Annotated in this window: 12 protein-coding genes; 8 read left to right on the plus strand and 4 right to left on the minus strand. The window is 31.5% G+C overall.

What is annotated here, in order from left to right; genetic code table 11:
* Window positions 1-199 precede the first annotated feature (199 nt).
* Window positions 200-652, plus strand: coding sequence for a GTP-binding protein (locus QZZ53_RS08760; RefSeq protein WP_365940479.1), 453 nt, complete (start codon window positions 200-202; stop codon window positions 650-652).
* On the opposite strand, the gene era is transcribed toward QZZ53_RS08760, so the two are convergent.
* Window positions 643-1,524 (minus strand): GTPase Era, encoded by an 882-nt coding sequence (gene era / locus QZZ53_RS08765; protein ID WP_296383676.1) that lies wholly within the window; start codon window positions 1,522-1,524, stop codon window positions 643-645. The two genes, QZZ53_RS08760 and era, sit on opposite strands and share 10 nt — an antisense overlap.
* Window positions 1,525-1,667: 143 nt before the next feature.
* Here era and QZZ53_RS08770 point away from each other — a divergent pair, with 143 nt between their 5' ends.
* The 6 genes from QZZ53_RS08770 to QZZ53_RS08795 all read left to right on the plus strand — a co-directional run bounded on the left by QZZ53_RS08770 (window position 1,668) and on the right by QZZ53_RS08795 (window position 14,864).
* Window positions 1,668-3,335 (plus strand): formate--tetrahydrofolate ligase, encoded by a 1,668-nt coding sequence (locus QZZ53_RS08770; protein ID WP_296383678.1) that lies wholly within the window; start codon window positions 1,668-1,670, stop codon window positions 3,333-3,335.
* Window positions 3,336-3,578: 243 nt separating this feature from the next.
* Complete coding sequence (locus tag QZZ53_RS08775; RefSeq protein WP_296383680.1) at window positions 3,579-4,160, plus strand: sigma-70 family RNA polymerase sigma factor; 582 nt, start codon at window positions 3,579-3,581, stop codon at window positions 4,158-4,160.
* 5 nt (window positions 4,161-4,165) lie between these two features.
* Window positions 4,166-4,903, plus strand: coding sequence for a tetratricopeptide repeat protein (locus QZZ53_RS08780; RefSeq protein WP_296383682.1), 738 nt, complete (start codon window positions 4,166-4,168; stop codon window positions 4,901-4,903).
* Between the two features lie 22 nt (window positions 4,904-4,925).
* Window positions 4,926-8,135, plus strand: a complete 3,210-nt coding sequence (locus QZZ53_RS08785; protein ID WP_296383684.1) for a CHAT domain-containing protein — start codon at window positions 4,926-4,928, stop codon at window positions 8,133-8,135.
* Window positions 8,132-11,377 carry a CHAT domain-containing tetratricopeptide repeat protein gene (locus QZZ53_RS08790; protein WP_296383686.1) on the plus strand — a complete coding sequence of 1,082 codons (3,246 nt, stop codon included), beginning with the start codon at window positions 8,132-8,134 and terminating at the stop codon, window positions 11,375-11,377. The genes QZZ53_RS08785 and QZZ53_RS08790 overlap by 4 nt, the downstream gene beginning before the upstream one ends.
* Before the next feature lie 157 nt (window positions 11,378-11,534).
* Window positions 11,535-14,864 carry a reprolysin-like metallopeptidase gene (locus tag QZZ53_RS08795; RefSeq protein ID WP_296383688.1) on the plus strand — a complete coding sequence of 1,110 codons (3,330 nt, stop codon included), beginning with the start codon at window positions 11,535-11,537 and terminating at the stop codon, window positions 14,862-14,864.
* Between the two features lie 75 nt (window positions 14,865-14,939).
* Here QZZ53_RS08795 and QZZ53_RS08800 read toward each other — a convergent pair whose 3' ends face one another.
* Genes QZZ53_RS08800 through QZZ53_RS08810 form a run of 3 tightly spaced genes read right to left on the minus strand, consistent with a single transcriptional unit; the run spans window position 14,940 to window position 17,997 of the window.
* Window positions 14,940-15,398 carry an RNA methyltransferase gene (locus tag QZZ53_RS08800; RefSeq protein ID WP_296383690.1) on the minus strand — a complete coding sequence of 153 codons (459 nt, stop codon included), beginning with the start codon at window positions 15,396-15,398 and terminating at the stop codon, window positions 14,940-14,942.
* A 60-nt stretch (window positions 15,399-15,458) separates the two neighbouring features.
* Window positions 15,459-16,964, minus strand: a complete 1,506-nt coding sequence (locus QZZ53_RS08805; protein WP_296383692.1) for a sulfatase-like hydrolase/transferase — start codon at window positions 16,962-16,964, stop codon at window positions 15,459-15,461.
* A gap of 37 nt (window positions 16,965-17,001) precedes the next feature.
* Window positions 17,002-17,997, minus strand: coding sequence for a hypothetical protein (locus tag QZZ53_RS08810; protein ID WP_296383694.1), 996 nt, complete (start codon window positions 17,995-17,997; stop codon window positions 17,002-17,004).
* Window positions 17,998-18,241: 244 nt separating this feature from the next.
* Here QZZ53_RS08810 and QZZ53_RS08815 point away from each other — a divergent pair, with 244 nt between their 5' ends.
* A complete protein-coding gene (locus tag QZZ53_RS08815; protein ID WP_296383696.1) occupies window positions 18,242-18,982 on the plus strand; it encodes a T9SS type A sorting domain-containing protein in 741 nt (246 codons plus the stop codon).
* Window positions 18,983-19,029 lie beyond the last annotated feature (47 nt).

Below are 19,029 nucleotides of genomic sequence, written 5' to 3' on the forward strand. Positions count from 1 at the left end.
TGTAAGCGTTTGCAAAGGTAGTGTTTAATCTGATAATTAGATCTTGCTTTTCAGCAGGATTAGTTTAACTAACGAAATTTAATTAATTACACTTTTAAATTTTGAGTTTCACTAAGAAAATATGTAAATTGAGTTCTCTTATTTTAGCAATATGTCACTCACTAATGAAATAGTTTTAAGACCACGTTTTAAATTTGACGTGGAAACAATCAATGAAAAATTATTAAAAGGTTTTGAGGAAACTAAAACTACGCAATCTGATTTTGTTGTCTCAAGAATAGATGACCATGTCTTTATAAAATTTCCAAAACAGAATCAACATTTTTGGTCACCACAATTACATTTAGAAATCAATGAAAAAGATTCAAATAATGCAACTGTACATGGCCTTTTTGGTCCCAACCCAACGGTATGGACCATGTTTATGTTTTTTCACTTTATAGTTGCTGGTCTATTTCTAGGTTTTGGTATTTGGACTTACACTAATGCTACCTTAGGAAATTCTTATGCCATACAGTTATTCCTTACACTTTTTATGGTACTGATATGGTTTGTACTTTATATAGCAGGACGAATGGGTAAAACAAAAGGAAAACCTGAAATGTATAAATTACATGCTTTTATGAAAGAAACCTTAAGAGTTTATCGCTGATTATAACCAAAACGTCTTAACTGTTTTTGATTGCTTCTCCAGTTCTTATTTACTTTTACATAGAGCTCAAGGTGCACTTGCTTACCAAAAAATTTCTCTAAATCTTTTCTAGCCTCTACTCCAACACGTTTTAATGCAGAACCTTTGTGACCAATAATAATCCCTTTTTGAGTTTCGCGCTCTACCATAATTACTGAACGCATTCTAATAATGTCATCTTCCTCAAAAAATTCTTCAGTATCTACTTCTACAGCATAAGGAATCTCCTTTTTGTAATGCATCAAGATTTTTTCTCTAATAGCTTCATTTACAAAAAAACGTTCTGGTTTATCTGTTAATTGGTCTTTTGGGTAAAATGCAGGAGACTTTGGTAATAATTCTATGATTCTATCAAATACATTTTGAACATTGAATCCTTGTAATGCTGAAATTGGAAAAAATTCAGCATTTGGCACTTTATTTTGCCACAATTCCGCTTGTTCTTCTAATTGCTCTTGGTTAGAATTATCTATTTTATTCAATAATAGTAACACAGGAATTTTAGAATTTGTAATCTTCTTGAAAAAGGCCTCATCTTTTAATTCCTTCTCGCCTATCTCTACCATATAGATTAAAACATCTGCATCTTCAAATGCCGATTTCACAAAATCCATCATGGATGCTTGCAATTCGTATGCTGGTTTAATAATTCCTGGAGTATCACTTAAAATCACCTGAAAGTCTTCACCATTAACAATTCCTAAGATACGATGCCTTGTAGTCTGCGCCTTAGATGTAATTATAGATAATTTTTCACCTATAAACGCATTCATCAATGTGGATTTACCAACATTAGGATTACCAATAATATTTACAAAACCTGCTTTGTGCATTGATTTAAAAATTTTCACAAAGTTACAACCTTTAGAGCTTTATCCTTTAAAAGTAAACAATACAATTTTAGACATGATAAAAATCACCCATTAGACATTATTAATACAATACATTTGAAAGATATTAATTTATCATTCTTATTATGACCGATCTTCAAATAGCCAAAAAAGTAAAGCTTAAACCCATTACAGAAATCGCAGAAAAATTTGGAATTGATCCCGATCTTATTGAAATGTATGGTAAGGATAAGGCAAAAATCCCTCTTTCTTGTATCAACAGAACCAAAGCTAAACAAAGCAATCTTATTCTAGTTTCTGCAATTTCGCCTACTCCTGCTGGAGAAGGAAAAACAACTATATCAATTGGACTATCTGAAGCATTAAACAGATTAAATAAAAAAACTACAGTAGTACTTAGAGAACCTTCTTTGGGTCCTGTGTTTGGTATAAAAGGCGGAGCTACTGGAGGAGGTTATTCTCAAGTTTTACCTCTAGAAGATATTAATCTTCATTTTACAGGTGATTTCTCAGGCATTGAAAAATCACATAATTTATTAGCCGCCATAATAGATAATAATATTCAAAGTAAAACCAATTCTTTAGGTTTAGACCCTAGAACAATTACATGGAAACGTGTAATTGATATGAATGATAGAGCTTTAAGACGAATCATTGTAGGTTTGGGCGGAACAACTTCAGGAATCCCAAGAGAAACAGGTTTTGATATTACAGCAGCATCAGAGATTATGGCTATACTTTGTATTGCTAAAAATTTAAGTGATCTAAAAAAACGGCTAGGTAACATTTTTATTGGTTATACTTTTTCTAAAAAGCCCATTTATGCCAAGGATTTAAAAGTTGCTGGCGCTATGGCAACCTTATTGCAACATGCTATAAAACCTAATTTAGTTCAAACTATTGAAGGAAATCCTGCTATTATCCATGGTGGTCCTTTTGCAAATATTGCACAAGGTACAAACTCAGTAATTGGAACATTAATGGGTATGACTTATTCTGACTACACTGTCACTGAAGCTGGTTTTGGGTTTGATTTGGGTGCCGAAAAATTCTTTGACATTAAATGTCAAAGCGCAAATATTTCTCCTAAAGCTGTAGTACTCACTACAACAATTCGTGCTTTAAAGTATCATGGTGGAGCAAATATTAAAGCTTTAGATACTCCTAATATAGATGCTTTACGAAAAGGGTTACCAAACTTAGAAAAACATTTAGAAAACATTGGTCAATTTGAAGTCACTCCAATTATTGCAATTAACAAATTTAAATCAGATAGTAAGGAAGAGATACAACTCATAAAAGATTTTGCTAAAATTAAAAATATCCGTGTTGCGGTTGCTAATGTTTGGGCAAAAGGTGGTGAAGGAGCAATTAAACTTGCACAACACGTTATTGAAGTTTCAGAAGCATGCAAAACCAAATTCAAACCACTATATAAATGGGACATGGATATAGAAACTAAAATTGAAACCATTGCTCAAAAAATATATGGAGCTGAACACGTGGATTATAATTCAAGTGCTAAACGACAACTTAAACGCATCAAAGAACTTGGGCTAGAAAACCTACCTATATGCGTTGCAAAAACGCAAAAATCCTTATCTGACAACCCAAAGCTTTTAGGTCGTCCTAAAGATTTTATTATTACTGTTAGAGAAATTGAAATTGCATCAGGTGCAGGTTTTTTAATTCCTATTACTGGAGAAATTATGCGTATGCCAGGTTTACCTGCGCATCCTGCATCAGAAGGTATAGATATAAGTGATAGTGGTGAAATTTCTGGTTTGTTTTAGAAAAAATACAAGTATAGAATGATGAAATCTTTTAATGAATGTCTTTTCATCAATTCACTATTAGCTCTTAATTTCTCATAATAATGTGAGAGGTTCATATTTAGATGGTACTCTGAGCAATAACAACAAATTGCTTTGAAAAGATTAGCTTTAAAAACTAAAATATCACTTTCAGCAAGTATAATGTACAATTAATCGCACATGATTTGATAACTGGTACGTTTCTCTTATATTTATTGCTAAATGCAAGAAAAGAGTCCAATCCTAGCTAAAAACCAAGGTTTTATAGTAGCTGTACAGAACAACGATACGCAAGTATTAAAAAATCTGTATGTCACTAATTATCCGAAAATTGAAATATTGGTTTTAAAGAATAACGGCTCTAAGGATCAAGCAAAAGATATTTATCAAGATGCTTTTTTAGCGGTTTGGCAAAATATTAAGCAGAATAAGTTTGTACCAAAAAGTGAATCTTCAATAAACGGTTATCTCTATACCATTGCTAAGAACAAATGGTTGGATGTTCTACGATCTCAAGGCTATAAAAAAACAATTGTTGCATCACAATTAAATCATTTTGAAATAAAAGATGAAGAAAATAATAACATTGATGATGACATTTTAAAAGACAAACGATTAGAAGATGTAATGTTAGCTTTTAAAAATTTAGGCCAAGCATGCAAAAGCTTACTACGTAAGTTTTATTTTGAAAAAAAATCAATGAATTTAATAGCTGAAGAATTAGCATTAGATTCTGCTTCTACACGAAATAAAAAGTACAGATGTATGCAAAAACTAAGAGAAATAGCCCTGAAAAATAATTAATAGCAATGAACCTGAATAATATTTCACAAAAGGAATTTGAAAGGATTGAAGCCTACCTTAATGGTTTACTTTTAGATGATGATTTAACTGCATTTGAAAATATATTAAAAAAGGAAGATGGTTTTAAAGCGAAAGTAGAAGATATAAAAACTGTTTTAACTGGTATTGAAACACAAGTCCTAAAAGAACAGTTAGATATATTTCATAAGGATATTGAGCAAACATCTAATGATAATGTATCTACAGATATCAAAGTACGTACTTTACATTGGAAAAAGATAGCTGTAGCTGCCGCACTAATTATTGCAGCAGGAAGCTTTTGGCTTATTAGTGGAGATTCTAATGAGCGCCTCTATTCACAGTACTTTACACCAGATCCTGGTTTACCAACGACCATGAGTAGCACAAATAATTATGAGTTTTATGATGCCATGGTAAATTACAAACAAGGCGATTATAAAACCGCAATATCTAAGTGGGAAGTCTTGCAGAAAGCAAAACCTAATAATGACACTATAAATTACTTTATTGGTGTAGCGCATTTAGCAAATAAAAATGAAGAAACCGCTATTTCTTTTCTAGAAAATTCCATTAAGAATGACGAATTTCCATTAGTCAATGATGCCTATTATTATTTAGGTTTAGCTTATTTAAAAGAAGGAAATTTAGAAAAAGCGAAAGCGAATTTCAAACATTCTAATATCGATAACAGTAAAGCCCTCCTATCTAAACTGAACGATTAACTTTCTTACTAATCAATTGATTATGAAACGATTTTACAATTGTACTAGGATAGTATTGCTCTTTTTTTTCTTTACAATTGGAAAACAAGGATTTTCACAAAGGAATACAGTTTCTAGTATAGAAAAGATAAACAAACTCATCGAACAAGATTCTTTGCAACGAGCAGAATCTATACTTAGTGAGCAACTAAAAAGGTTTAAAGCAGAAAAACTATATGATTCTCTCGTTAATTATTTATCTGTAGTTAGCAGCTATAAATTAGCAAAAAACGATTCAAAAAAAGCCATTAAAAGAACGGAAGAATTAGTTGAATTTATAAAAAGATCTAATCGTCCCGAAACAGTAAAAAATGCACTCATAGAATTAAACAATGTATATGCAACTGCAAGATTATTTGATAAAAATTATAAATTAAACCAAGAAGCCTTATCATATGCAAATAAAATAGATCCGATAAAGCATAGAGATATATCGCAAATTCAATATAATTTAGGGACTTGCGCCATTAATTTAAATGATATAGACTTAGCAAAAAAGCACCTCTACAATTCCAAAAAAATACTTGAAACTAATCCTAGTATAGAAGCTGAACAATTCTATCTAACCTATAATTCTATTGGTAGAATTAAAGCCAGATTATTAAAATTAGATAGTTCTAGTTTTTACTACAACAAGTCCTTAAAAGCTTTAAGCACAATGGAAGCTACGCCTATAAACACCTATTATAGAGCCGCAATTGTAAAACAAAATATTGCTTTAAACTTATTCAATTCTGGCAAGATTGAAGAATCAATTACTACCATAAAAAAGGCAATTATAGATTATCAAAGCTATGTCAAAGTTGCAGAAAATGAATCTAAAAAATTACGAGCTGCCAGGTTTCGTCTTGCAAGTGTAGATAACTTAGGTGGATTTTACTCTGGTATTGGAGATAATAAAAGCGCTATTGAAGTTTTGACTTACTCTTACAATGAAAAACGTAAAACCATGAGTGATGATAATCCTAACGTTATTTTATCTACTTTAATATTAGGTCATGTCCATCTCATTGCTAAGAATTATTTAGAAGCAGGTGATTATATAGATAAAGGTTTAGAGTCAATCCATAAAGCTCCATACTATGAGGATTATGCTTTAATGATAAGAGCTTCGGTTTACGACAACTTGAATGATTTTGAAAATGCGAAGAAAATTTATAAAAAAAGTGAAAGGCTTTACAGAGAAGAATACCAAAATAATTATTCCTTTGAATTTTTAGAAGCCCTTGTAGAAATGTCAAGATTCTATGCTAAAAATGGTATGAATGAAAAAGCTATTCAATTAGCTGAAGAGAGTTATAATCATACAAACAAAATCACTTTCAAGAATTTAATTAGCAAATTTAAGCATACAGAAAATCTAGCTCAAGTATATTATCAATCTAAAAATTACCAAAAAGCACTTAGGCATAGTAATGAAGCACTTTCATTTAATTTAAAGATGAATAACGCTTTAGATTCCATTCAAAATGAAATGAAAAAGCCTCGAGCTTTATATATAAATGCAAAATCGAGGTATCAATTAAACCCAACCAAAAACATCGATACTCTTCAATCATTATTAAAACAAATTGAGCAAGGAATAAAAATTTTAGAACAAAGAAAAACCGTAGTTAATACATCTGAAGATATATCGTTACTTATTGAGGACAATAACGATTTATTCAATTTTGCAAAACATTTACGTTTAGATTTATATCAATTAACAAACGAAGAAATCTATCTAAATAATTTACTTTCAATTCATGAATCTAGTATATATAATCGCATCCGTTCTCATCTAAACATAAGAAACAATATAGCCTTTTCTAATCTTCCTAACCAAGTTATTGAAAGAGAAAAAACACTAAAACAATCCTTATATGCTTCATTAAATAACACTAGTAACATTGATAAGTTTTTTACAGTACAAGCAGATTGGAAGACTTTTAAAGATTCATTAAAGCTTAATTATCCTAAATACTATAGAATGCGTTATGCTACAATTGAAGAATCCTTAGATAATTTACAAAATAATATCTCAAACAATACAACACTAATTCGCTACATTTTTATTGAAGATGAATTATATGCTTTTGTTGCTAATAAAACACAAAAAAAAATAATCAAATTAGACTCTAAAAATCTAAAACATAAAATAAATGACATTAGCAAAAACCAATATGATGTTTTAAAGATTAGCGAAAAATATCATGATTTATACAAACAACTATGGCAACCTTTTGAAGCCGATATAATAACTAAGAACATTATTATCTTCCCAGATCGAGAGTTGTTCAATTTAAGTTTTGAAACCTTAACACCGACCAAAATAAACACATTTAAAGAACTTGCGACTAATAGCTTGCTTTCACAATACAGCATATCATATAATTACAGTTTGTTATTACTAGATGAAAACAAAAAAACTATTAATTATAATAGCGATTTTATAGCATTTGCTCCAGAGTTTAATGATGAAATGAAAGACAATTATAGAATCACTATTACAGATTCTATTGATATAGATAACACTTATTTAACCTTACTTCCTCAACCCTTTACTGCGGATTTGGCTAAAGAATATTCAACATTATTTAACGGTAGTTCTTTCACAAATGAGAATGCTTCAAAGCAAGTGTTTACAACTCAAGCCAAAGAACATAAAATTATACATATTGGTACACATGCTGAATCTAATAATGTCTCACCCGAATTATCACGACTTATATTTGCGAAAAATGTAAATGATACTATTTCTTCAGAAGACAATTCGTTATACACTTACGAAATTTACAATCAAAATTTATCTTCTAATCTAGCTATATTAACTGCTTGTGAAACTGGCAAACCAACATACCAAGCAGGCGAAGGAATGATTTCGTTAGCACATGCTTTTAATTATGCTGGCAGCGAAAGTATTTTAACTAGCCTTTGGAAAATAGATGAACAATCTAGTGCTAAAATTATAGAACATTTTTACAGCCATCTTAAAAATGGTTTGCCAAAAGACGAAGCTTTGCAAAAAGCAAAACTAGATTACTTAGCTACAGCTGAAGGCAGAACTAGGTCACCTCAATATTGGGCAGGATTAGTACTTATTGGAGATGCATCGCCTATTGATTTAAAAACCTCATCGAGTTTAGTATTTTGGTTAATGGGCATTGTCCTCTTAATAATCATAGTTGTTATTTTAAAAAACAAGAAAGCATGAAGACATTATCTAGTTATAATATGTATGTTGTATTATTAATATTTATAATTGGTTTTACATTCAGTTCAAATGCTCAAACACATTCTTTATCAGATACAGAACTCATCGATTCATTACTTTCAAATAAAGACTTTAAAAAAGCAGATTCTGTCTTAATAAATAACATAAATAAATTAAAACAAAAACAAGACTATTTAGAGCTAGCAAAGCGCATTTACTATGTTGGCAAAATAGCCTTAAAACAAAATGGAAAAGAGACCGCAATAACCAAAGCAAATAACTTTGCAAATAGCCTTACAGATGCAACAGATTCACTATCTGTTGCTAGGCAAAAGTATTTAGTCCTCTCTCGGTTTTATGTGCTCTTACGCGACTACAAGACGTCTTCTGAGCAAAATTTAATCGCCTTAGAAATCACCAAAAAAATGCCAGATGCAACAGGTGACCTGTTTGGTTTAATACATCATAATCTAAGCATAGATTATAGACGACTAGGAAATATTAAAAAAGCGACTTGGTATAGTCATAAATCTTTAAAAAATTACTTGTCTTATCCCAAATCAGACAAAACTAAAATACTAGACGCTTATAACTCTCTAGGAGGAAGAATGTGGGATGCTTACAAAATAGATAGTGCTTTATTCTATTTTAAAAAAGGCGAAGACATCATTACAAAGTTAGAGCCTACACCAATGAACAAGTATTATTATGCAGCTTCTAATCAGGCAAATATGGCATCAATATACTCGACGCTAGGTAATACTAAAGAATCTATAAAGTATAATGAGAAGTCAATAAAAAATTACCTCGCCTTTCTTAAATCTGATGCTGAAGGAAAAGACTTTTTTAAAGAAGAAGCGCGTATGTTTTTACATATGACTATTGAAAATTATGCATCCGATTTTGCCAAACAAGGAAACTTAAAAAAAGCAAAAGACTTAAATACATTTACTCTTGAAGAAAAGAAAAAATATTTAGCTAAAAATGATCCCGAAATAGCTTTCACAAACCTGCAAGTTGCCAATTCACATATCAAACTAAAAGATTTCGAAACTGCAGAAAAATTCGTCAATAAAGGCTTAGACATTTATCTTAATAATGAACAAAAAGATTATTTAGGTATTGCAGATGGATATTACTACAAAGGTGTTGTAAACGAATATTATAATAACACCGAAATCGCAAAAGAATGTTATGAAGAAAGCGAAAACTACTACAAAAGTGTATTTGGAGATAGCTATGATCCATTCTATTTAGAAGCTATGCTTACTTTTTCTAATTTTTACTCAAAAAACGGTTATACAAAGAAAGCTATAGAGATAGCAACTACAACTTACAATTATGTTGTAAAGAATCAAGGCAAGAGTACTGTTTTAGAATACTCACAATTATTAAACCTAGCAGATATTCAATATAAATCTAAAAACTACATAGAAGCTTCAAAACAAATAAATAAAGCTTTAGAGCTTTTAAATGTTTCTTATTCTTCAGAAGTGAATGAATTAAATGCTTCAAATAAACCAATGGCATTATTGCTTCAATCTAAAGTAGCTTTAAAATTAAAGAACAATAAAGACGCTTTGTTTCTCAAAAATGAATTTAAAAGGCTTAAGGAAGCAATAAGTATTTTAGAGCAGCAAAAGATAATGGCTAGCGAAGATCAAAACATATCTATTATTCTAGATGATAATGACGATGTTTTCGAATTATCTAAAGAAATAGCCATGATGCTTTATAAAGAAACAAAAGACGAAAATTATTTAAAAGAAGTATTAAGTATTCACGAATCGAAACTATACAATAAAATTAGGCAACAACTTAACATACAATCTAATTTCACAATTGATGGTATTCCCGAATCCATTATAGAAAAAGAGAAACTATTAAAAGACGAACTTAATTCAGCTTTAGGCATTGAAGATGGTATAGGAAAATTTTTAGAAACCAATGAAAATTGGGTCAATTATCTTGAAATCTTAAAACGCGATTATCCAAAATATTACAACTTAAGATATGCATCAATCTCAAAGTCTTTAAACCTTAATCATTCAAATTTTTATAACAAGACATCTATCATTAGATATGTAATTATTCAAGAAAAACTCTATGTTTTTATAATTGAAAAAGACAAAATAGAAGCTTATAATATAAATGTAAATAAGCTAAATACTGAGTTGACCGCAAAAGAAAATAAAAATAGTCTACTAGAGAATAACTTAAATTCTTATAGCAATTTATATGATATATTATGGCGACCATTTGAAAAAACAATTACCAACAAAAGTGTTATTATAGTTCCTGATGGAGAACTCTTTAATTTAAGTTTTGAAGTTTTAACAACAACTAAAGTCAATTCATTTATAGAATTAGCAGAAAAAAGCCTACTAAACAAATACAATATATCTTACAACTACAGCCTATTGTTAATTGATAAAAACAAAAAGCCAAAGTTTTTCGAAAAAAACTTTGTGGCATTTACACCAGAGTTTAATGACCAAATGAAAAACAACTATAAAATTGCCATTAAAGATTCTGTATTATTAGACAAATCATACCTTACCTTATTACCTCAACCCTTTACAGTAAGTCTAGCTAGAGAATACTCTCAACTATTTGATGGTAACTCCTTTGTAAATGAAAAAGCATCTAAACAAATCTTTACTCAGCAAGCAAAAGAGCATAAGATTATACATATTGGAACACATGCAGAATCTAATAATATATCACCCGAATTCTCTCGGTTAATATTCGCAAAAAACCTAGACGATGTTAAAAACACAGACAACAACTCACTCTACACCTACGAAATTTACAACCAAAATTTAGCCTCTAATCTGGCTATTTTAACAGCCTGTGAAACTGGAAAACCAGGCTTTCAACCAGGTGAAGGCATGATATCTTTAGCACATGCTTTTAACTATGCTGGCAGCGAAAGCATTTTAACAAGCCTTTGGAAAATTGATGAACAATCTAGTGCTACCATTATTGAGAATTTTTATGGGCATCTTAAAGATGGTTTACCAAAAGACGAGGCCTTACAAAAAGCAAAGTTAGATTATATTGCTAGCGCAGAAGGTAGAACTATATCACCTCAATATTGGGCTGGCTTAGTATTAATTGGTGATAATTCACCAATTGATATTTCTACTACAAGCTATTGGTGGATATGGCTCATCTTAGGCATTACCGTTTTAATAGCTATAGTGCTTTTTAGAATAAACTTGAAGATGCGTAAAATCTAATTTTTATAATAAAATTTTAGAACATTACAATACTAACTTAGACACTTAAGTAAGTGATGAATCTTGAAATTAAGTTTCAGTCATTTCAAAAATTTGCTCACAATTAAATGCTTTCTCGATGTAATGATATATGCTATTAATTAATCATTACATTATTATGAATAAAACCGTACACACCTTTATCTCGCTATTATTTTTATTGTCAGGATTAACAGGATTCAGTCAAACTAATCCTTGGATTCAAAAAAATCCTATTTCTGTTGAAAACAAAACAGGTTTTGAAAATTTAAAAACAGAACAACACAAATTTTACTCACTAAACCAAAACCTCCTTATAGAAAGCCTTATTAATGTCCCTCAAAGAGGTGTTAACGATAACCTAACTACTATTAAAATTAGTTTTCCTAACGAAAATGGTGACTCTGAGGTCTTCTCAATTTTTGAAGCTTCTGTTTTAGCAACATCACTATCTCAGAAATATCCTAACATTAAGTCTTATGTAGGCTACTCAGAATCTGGATCAATTTTAAGATTTAGTTTAGATCACAGAGGTTTGCAAGCTACGATAATGAGTAACAAAAAAACAAGTACTTATATTCAATTCTTAGATCGTAATACTAATAACCATGTGGTTTATAGTGCTGACGCAAGAAATGATGAATTAAATGACTTCGTGTGCTCAACACCAAACGAATATAATGAAGTTGACAATACTAATTTTCAAAATAGAGATGCCAACGATCAGCTACTTAGAACTTACAGAATGGCTGTTTCAACTACAGGTGAATATGCTCAATTTCATGGCGGTACAATAGCTGATGCGCTAGCTGCAATAAATGCTACAATTACAAGAGTTAATATGGTTTTTGAAACTGATTTAGCAGTAACATTCGAGATTCAAGATTTTGATCAACTCATATATACAGATGCCACAACAGATCCCTTTGCTGATTCTATTATTGGATCAGATGGTAATAATTTTGGCACATTAGATAGTTGGGGAGCACAATTACAAAACCTTCTTACTACAGAAATTGGCAATGCAGCATATGACATTGGGCATTTGTTTGCTACAAATACAGCCATAAATGGCAATGCAGGTTGTATTGGATGTGTATGTAATGATGACGATGGCACAAGTGATACAGACAATGATAAAGGTGCTGCATATACATCATCTGAAAATCCTATAGGTGAATATTTTGATTTAGTAACTACTCACGAAATTGGTCATCAAATGGGTGCAAACCACACATGGTCTTTTGCCGAAGAAACAGGAACAATAACAAATTCTGAACCAGGAAGTGGCTCTACCATTATGGGATATGCCGGTATTACAGGTGACAACAATGTACAATTAGAACCAGACCCTTACTTTCATTACCATAGTATTAGACAAATCTCTGATAATTTCAACTTTAATAACACATGCTGGATAACCAATAATCCTATAACAATTGTCAATAATGCGCCTATAGCAAATGCAGGTAACAATTATACCATTCCGCAAGGAACAGCATATGTTCTCAAAGGAAATGCTACTGATGCAGATACTGGAGACAATTTATTTTATTGTTGGGAAGGAATAGATAATGGACGTGTAACTAATACTGACTTTGGACCAAACTATATTTCTGGGTCGATGGTACGATCTTTACCACCAAATCCTAGTTCTAATAGATATGTCCCAAATTTAGGTAGAGTAGCTGCAAACCAACTCACAGAAACTAATCCTACTTTGGGATCTGCTTGGGAAACAGTTTCTATAGTAAATAGAACATTAAATTATGCTTTAACGGTTAGAGACAGAGAGCCAGACGCTTTAGGACTTAACGGACAATCTAGTTATGATACTATGCAAGTCACAGTTGATCAAAACTCAGGCCCATTTGTAGTGACTTCGCAGACCACAACAGAAACATGGCTTGTAGGCACTAATCAAGATATTACTTGGGATGTTGCTGGTACAGATACTGGTAGCGTAAACACACCAAATGTAAATATTCTTTTATCGATTGACGGAGGACAAACATTTCCGTTTACACTTGCCTCCGATATACCTAATTCTGGAAACGCAAACATTGCAGTACCAGATATTGGTGACGTAGATACTAGCACTGCAAGACTTATTGTTGAAGGTAATAACAATATCTTTTTTGCTATGAATGCTTCAGATTTCGAAATCTTAAATACTGATTTCATTATAAAATCTGATTATTCTGATAATGCTATTTGCAGTGGAGATGATGCTGCATATGACTTTACTTATTTAACATATCTAGGCTTTAATGATCTCACAACTTTTTCAGGCTCAAATCTGCCACCTGGTACTTCTTTAATTTTTAATCCAACATCTGCTATTACAAACGGAACACAAGTTACAGCATTACTGACAGATACAGAAAACCTATCAAATGGATTTTATTCTTTTGATTTGGTCGCAACGTCTGGAAGTGAAAGTTTCTCTGAAACAGTGTATTTAACGGTTTACGATGAAGGTCTTGTTATACCTACTTTACTTAGCCCATTGGATAATGCCATCATATCAGAGTTTATAATTAACTTTTCTTGGGATTCAAATTCAAATACAGAATCATATTATCTTGAAGTTTCAGAAGACGATACGTTTTCAAGTGTGGTTATCTCTGAATTTATAGAGACCAACAGTTACGCTGCAGAACTCGAACCAGGAACAGAATACTTTTGGCGTGTCACTCCAGAAAATCTGTGTGAAACTGGATTTACTTCTAATGAATTTTCATTCATTACTGGTAGTTGTACAGAATATGACGCAACTGATTTACCGATAGAAATTCCAGAATCAGGTGTTAGTAATCCTTATAACTCAGTAATTACTATTACTGAAGATTTAGTTATTCAAGATATAAATATCGGAATAACAATTGATCATACATGGAATGAAGATTTAGACATTCTCCTTATTGCACCAAATGGTACACAAATCGAATTATCTATAGGTAATGGTGGTAGTGAAGATAATTATACTAATACTATATTTGACCAAGAAGCTACCGAACCTATAACTTCAGGAACTCCACCATTTACAGGGAGCTTTATCCCAGAAGGTGATTTATCTTTATTATATGGTTTATCTTCAATGGGAGATTGGACATTGAATGTTTCTGATAATTTTTCTGGAGCAGATGGAGGAACAATTCTAAACTTCACAGTAGACATTTGTTCAGCGACTACGTTATCTACTGAAACATTTCAAAATGAAAATATGCTATCTATCTATCCTAATCCAGCTAATGGTAATTTTACGATTAGCTCCACAATACCAATGGATGATACAAAAATTAATATATATGACGCTAATGGAAGATCGGTGCTCAAAACAATGCACAAAACCTATGGTTCATTTTTGCATAAGGAAATTTCAGTAAATCATTTTAGTGCAGGAATTTACTTCGTAGAAGTAAGTGATGGATTAAGAAAAGTAGTGAAAAAGTTAATTATTAATTAACTTAAATGCTTAAAGAATACAAAGCCTTTTGAGAAATCAAGAGGCTTTATTTTTTTGAAAGAAACATGAAGTTCTCTATACTCTAGATTTATCAATACCTCTATCATACATCACAATACTGCCAGCAACTGAGACATTAAGACTTAATTGAGATTTAAATTTTACTAAAAAATGGCTTTTTTCTATAGCTTGTTTTGATAGACCGTGATCTTCAGCTCCTAATAAGTAAACACAACGTCTTGGATGATTAAACGTTTCTAAAGGTTCAGAAGCATCGGTTAACTCTACACCAACCAATCTTGCTCCTTTTGGCAAGTTATTGAAGAAATTTTCAAAAGTATCATAATGAAAATAAGGCATCGATTTTACAGCATTATGAGTGTCACTCGCTTGTTTAGCGTAACGATTACCAATAGTAAAAATAAAACTAGCTCCAAGATTCTGTGCAGAACGCCAAAGCACACCTAAGTTTTCTGGAGTCTTCCCATTTTGGATTCCAATAGCAAAGAATTCGTTTGTTAAATTATCTGTCATAAAACAAAAGTAAAAAACCTCTTGATTTTTCAAGAGGTTTTATTTTACAATTACACCTATTTAGTCTAAACTAAATGTCTTATCAAAATGTGGCATTCCATCGTCCTTCCACTCAACTCCTGTCTTTTTATTATGCCACCATAATGGCTGGACATGTGTTTTACTCCATGCTTCAGCAGCAATAACTAATTTTTTCAATATATCTGGATGTGATATACTAATATCATTTTTCTCGCTAATATCTTTATCAATATCGAAAAGTTTCCACTTTTGTTTGTAGGCTTTTACAGCTTTCCATTTTCCGTTGCGTACACCAACATCACTAAATCCGTTTCTATGTCTCATTGTAAAGATATTATCATCAATTCGCACCTCTTTATTCATCATAAAATTGCTCCACATGTCTTTTCCATCTAAGGTTTTACTAGAAGGAATATTTGCATCTGCTAATTGAGCAAAAGTTGGATATAAATCTAATGCCGAAATCGGGTTATCATAAATCATTCCCGAAGGTACAACACCATTCCAATGGAAAAACATTGGCACTCTATAACCACCTTCATACACACTTCCTTTTCCTTCTTTCAATGGATAATTATTTGCTCCTTTATCTGGTCGTCCACCATTATCACTAAAAAACACAATCAACGTATTTTCATACTCACCAGTTGCCTTTAATGCATCTACCATTTTCTGGACACCACGATCTACAGCATAAACCATTGCAGCATACGTTTGACGGTTTTTATCTTTGATACTAGCGAATACTTCCATATCCTCTTTCTTAGCTTCGAGTGGTGTGTGAGGTGCATTGTAAGACATAAACAAAAAGAAAGGATCATCTTTCTTTGAAGACGCTTCAATAAAACGAACTCCTTGATTAGACAATACATCTGTTAAATATTCATTATCATCTGTAACCTCTAGTCCATTATGTTCTAAAGGGCCTAAATAATCCCAAATCACTTTTACACCGCGTTCTTTAGCGGCAGCATACTTCGTTTTATAATCTTCTGGATGATAATTATGTCCACCTCCTAAGAAACCGTAAAAATCATCAAAACCTCTGTTATTTGGATGGTATTTATCAATAGCACCTAAATGCCATTTCCCAACTAAACCAGTATGGTAACCAGACTCTTGTAAAGCCTTACTCATAAATTTCTCAGAGATATCAATACCTTCTCCAATTGTTTCGCTATTTGGTGGCAAGTTAAATTGCGCTCCAATAGTATGTGCATAACGACCTGTCATAATACCTGCTCTACTTGGTCCACAAAAAGGATGTGGTACATAAGCCGAAGTAAATTTTGTCCCAGTTGCTGCTAAAGCATCTAAAGCTGGTGTTTGTATGTCTTTTGAACCATTAAAACTCACATCACCATAGCCTAAATCATCACAAAGCACCACTAATATATTTGGTCGCTTTGGTGTTTTTACTGGTTTTGTAGTAACTGCTGTAGATTCTGATTTACTTTCAGAACTGCTGTTTTTTATCGAATTACAAGCTGCTGTAAATATCAGTATGGCAGCAATTGCGAGTTTAATTCCTTTTGAAATATTCATAATTCTTAAGTTTATCTTAGTCTTAATTTAGGTTTTATTAATTTAACTGTAGTTGATCCAACAGTGTTTCTTTTTTATTTAAATCTCTAATAAAAAGCTGAATTGTATGCGCGTTAGACCAATCAACTACTTCAAAAAAGAGATGATATACTTGTAAAGGGTTTACTAGTAAATCTGTTTGTTCTTCTATTATATTTCCGTCAATATCTAAAAGCCTTAATACAGGAAAACCTTCAGTAAATACGCCATACTTACCTGTAACATTTTCTAATTCTTCATTAAATTCTAATCTTTTTGTTGTTATGCCTGCTAAATTTACATTTAAAACTGGCGAATTATCAATTTGCGCAGCTCCATGAATTTCTCTATAACTAAAACTTTCATTTGGATCTAAATTGTACAAAGGTGTTTGTACTTCAGTTTCTATATAACCTTCAGACAAACCACTACAAAAAATGGCATTATTTAATCCATGATCGTATTCCAATTCTGGATTGTAAGGCTCCATGATTTTCACAAATGCTGTATTAGTTTTCTTATTGACATAACATAACCAAGGTTCTGAAGCAATTAAATGCAATCCTGCCATTTGGTTATAATCGTACTCTACTTCATAGATTCCCGGTGCAACCTCGCCTTTCCAGTTGGTACCATGATTGTAATATTTTTCAATATGTTCTGGATTGTTTTTATCGAGTTTAAAACGATTACGATTTAAATATCTCCAGCGTTGATCTTTGTTTGTAGTAATTTCGAATTGTTCTCCATTTGGTAATTTTAAATCTTTATCAAATGGAATATATGCCACATAATTTTCTCCATCGTGCAAACCAAGTTCGGTCTCAGATACATGTTGACTTGAAATTTTAAGGCCTCTTTTCACTTCAGAATCACCAACGTTTTTAAGTAAGTGATCTATATACACTAAACTACTATTAGGCTTAATATATAAGGTTCTTGAATATTGTAATTCTTCTTCAATCTTATCGGGATATATAAATCCAGTATTCCCAAAAAACTTAGGTACTGGCAATTATAAAAGGTGGAACTTAATTGGTAATCCTTACCCCTCATATTTAGATTTTGGAGCATTCTTTACTGCAAACGCAAGTCAATTTGATCCAGGAGGTGCGTATCAAGCTATTTATGGCTATAATGGTAATGGATGGACAACATGGAATAACTTAAATGCTACAGACAAAATTGCGCCTGGTCAAGGATTCTTTGTAAGGTCTAAGGTAGGTGGAAGTACGACTGATGTAACTTTTACACCAGCTATGCGTGCCATTGGTTCTTCAGATGATTTTATTGACCGATCATCAACACCAAATAATGCATTATCAGAATTATTCTTATCTAATGAATCAGATACACGCTCTACTAAAATTTATTTTGTTAATAATCAGACACGTGGATTAGATCCTGGCTATGATGCAGGTGCATTTGGCGGAAGTGGAGCTGGTATATACACACACCTTGTTGAAGATAATACTGGAGTTAATCTTGCGATACAGGCGCTTCCTTATCAAGATTTTAATGATGTTGTTGTACCTGTAGGAGTTAATGTCAACGCTGGTGTACAAGCTACTCTAGGATTAAATAGTTCAACTACAAACATTCCTTCTAACATTAATATCTATTTAGAAGATAATGTAGCTAATACATGGACACTATTAAATTCTAATGATTATACGTTTACACCTACTGTTTCTTTAAATGGAACTGGTCGTTTTTATATTCATTTTTCTTCATCAGTTTTATCTGTTAAAAATGATGTTCTAAATGGATTAAATATATATACTGACCAATCTATTAAGCAAGTGATTGTAAAAGGGCAATTAAATAGTGATACTGTTGCCACAATTTATGATATACAAGGAAGAGTGGTTCTCTCAAAAGAGTTAAGCATAAATAGTACAACAAACACTATAGATGTCAACAATTTATCTGCGGGAATCTATATCGTGAAACTTAAAAACACAAGCGAAACTCGATCACAAAAAATAATTCTTAAATAAATCTAATATAGATTTATTGTTTTAATAATAATACTTATACTCGCTTA

Origin of the sequence: Winogradskyella sp., assembly GCF_016744625.1 — a bacterium.
Lineage (GTDB): Bacteria > Bacteroidota > Bacteroidia > Flavobacteriales > Flavobacteriaceae > Winogradskyella.

Excerpts from the sequence above, each read along its gene's own strand:
- QZZ53_RS08770 (WP_296383678.1), top strand. The coding sequence starts at position 1,668 with ATGACCGATCTTCAAATAGCCAAAAAAGTAAAGCTTAAACCCATTACA.
- QZZ53_RS08795 (WP_296383688.1), top strand. The coding sequence starts at position 11,535 with ATGAATAAAACCGTACACACCTTTATCTCGCTATTATTTTTATTGTCA.
- QZZ53_RS08815 (WP_296383696.1), top strand. The coding sequence starts at position 18,242 with ATGCGTGCCATTGGTTCTTCAGATGATTTTATTGACCGATCATCAACA.
- QZZ53_RS08775 (WP_296383680.1), top strand. The coding sequence starts at position 3,579 with ATGCAAGAAAAGAGTCCAATCCTAGCTAAAAACCAAGGTTTTATAGTA.
- QZZ53_RS08805 (WP_296383692.1), bottom strand. The coding sequence starts at position 16,964 with ATGAATATTTCAAAAGGAATTAAACTCGCAATTGCTGCCATACTGATA.
- QZZ53_RS08780 (WP_296383682.1), top strand. The coding sequence starts at position 4,166 with ATGAACCTGAATAATATTTCACAAAAGGAATTTGAAAGGATTGAAGCC.
- QZZ53_RS08790 (WP_296383686.1), top strand. The coding sequence starts at position 8,132 with ATGAAGACATTATCTAGTTATAATATGTATGTTGTATTATTAATATTT.
- era (WP_296383676.1), bottom strand. The coding sequence starts at position 1,524 with ATGCACAAAGCAGGTTTTGTAAATATTATTGGTAATCCTAATGTTGGT.
- QZZ53_RS08800 (WP_296383690.1), bottom strand. The coding sequence starts at position 15,398 with ATGACAGATAATTTAACAAACGAATTCTTTGCTATTGGAATCCAAAAT.
- QZZ53_RS08785 (WP_296383684.1), top strand. The coding sequence starts at position 4,926 with ATGAAACGATTTTACAATTGTACTAGGATAGTATTGCTCTTTTTTTTC.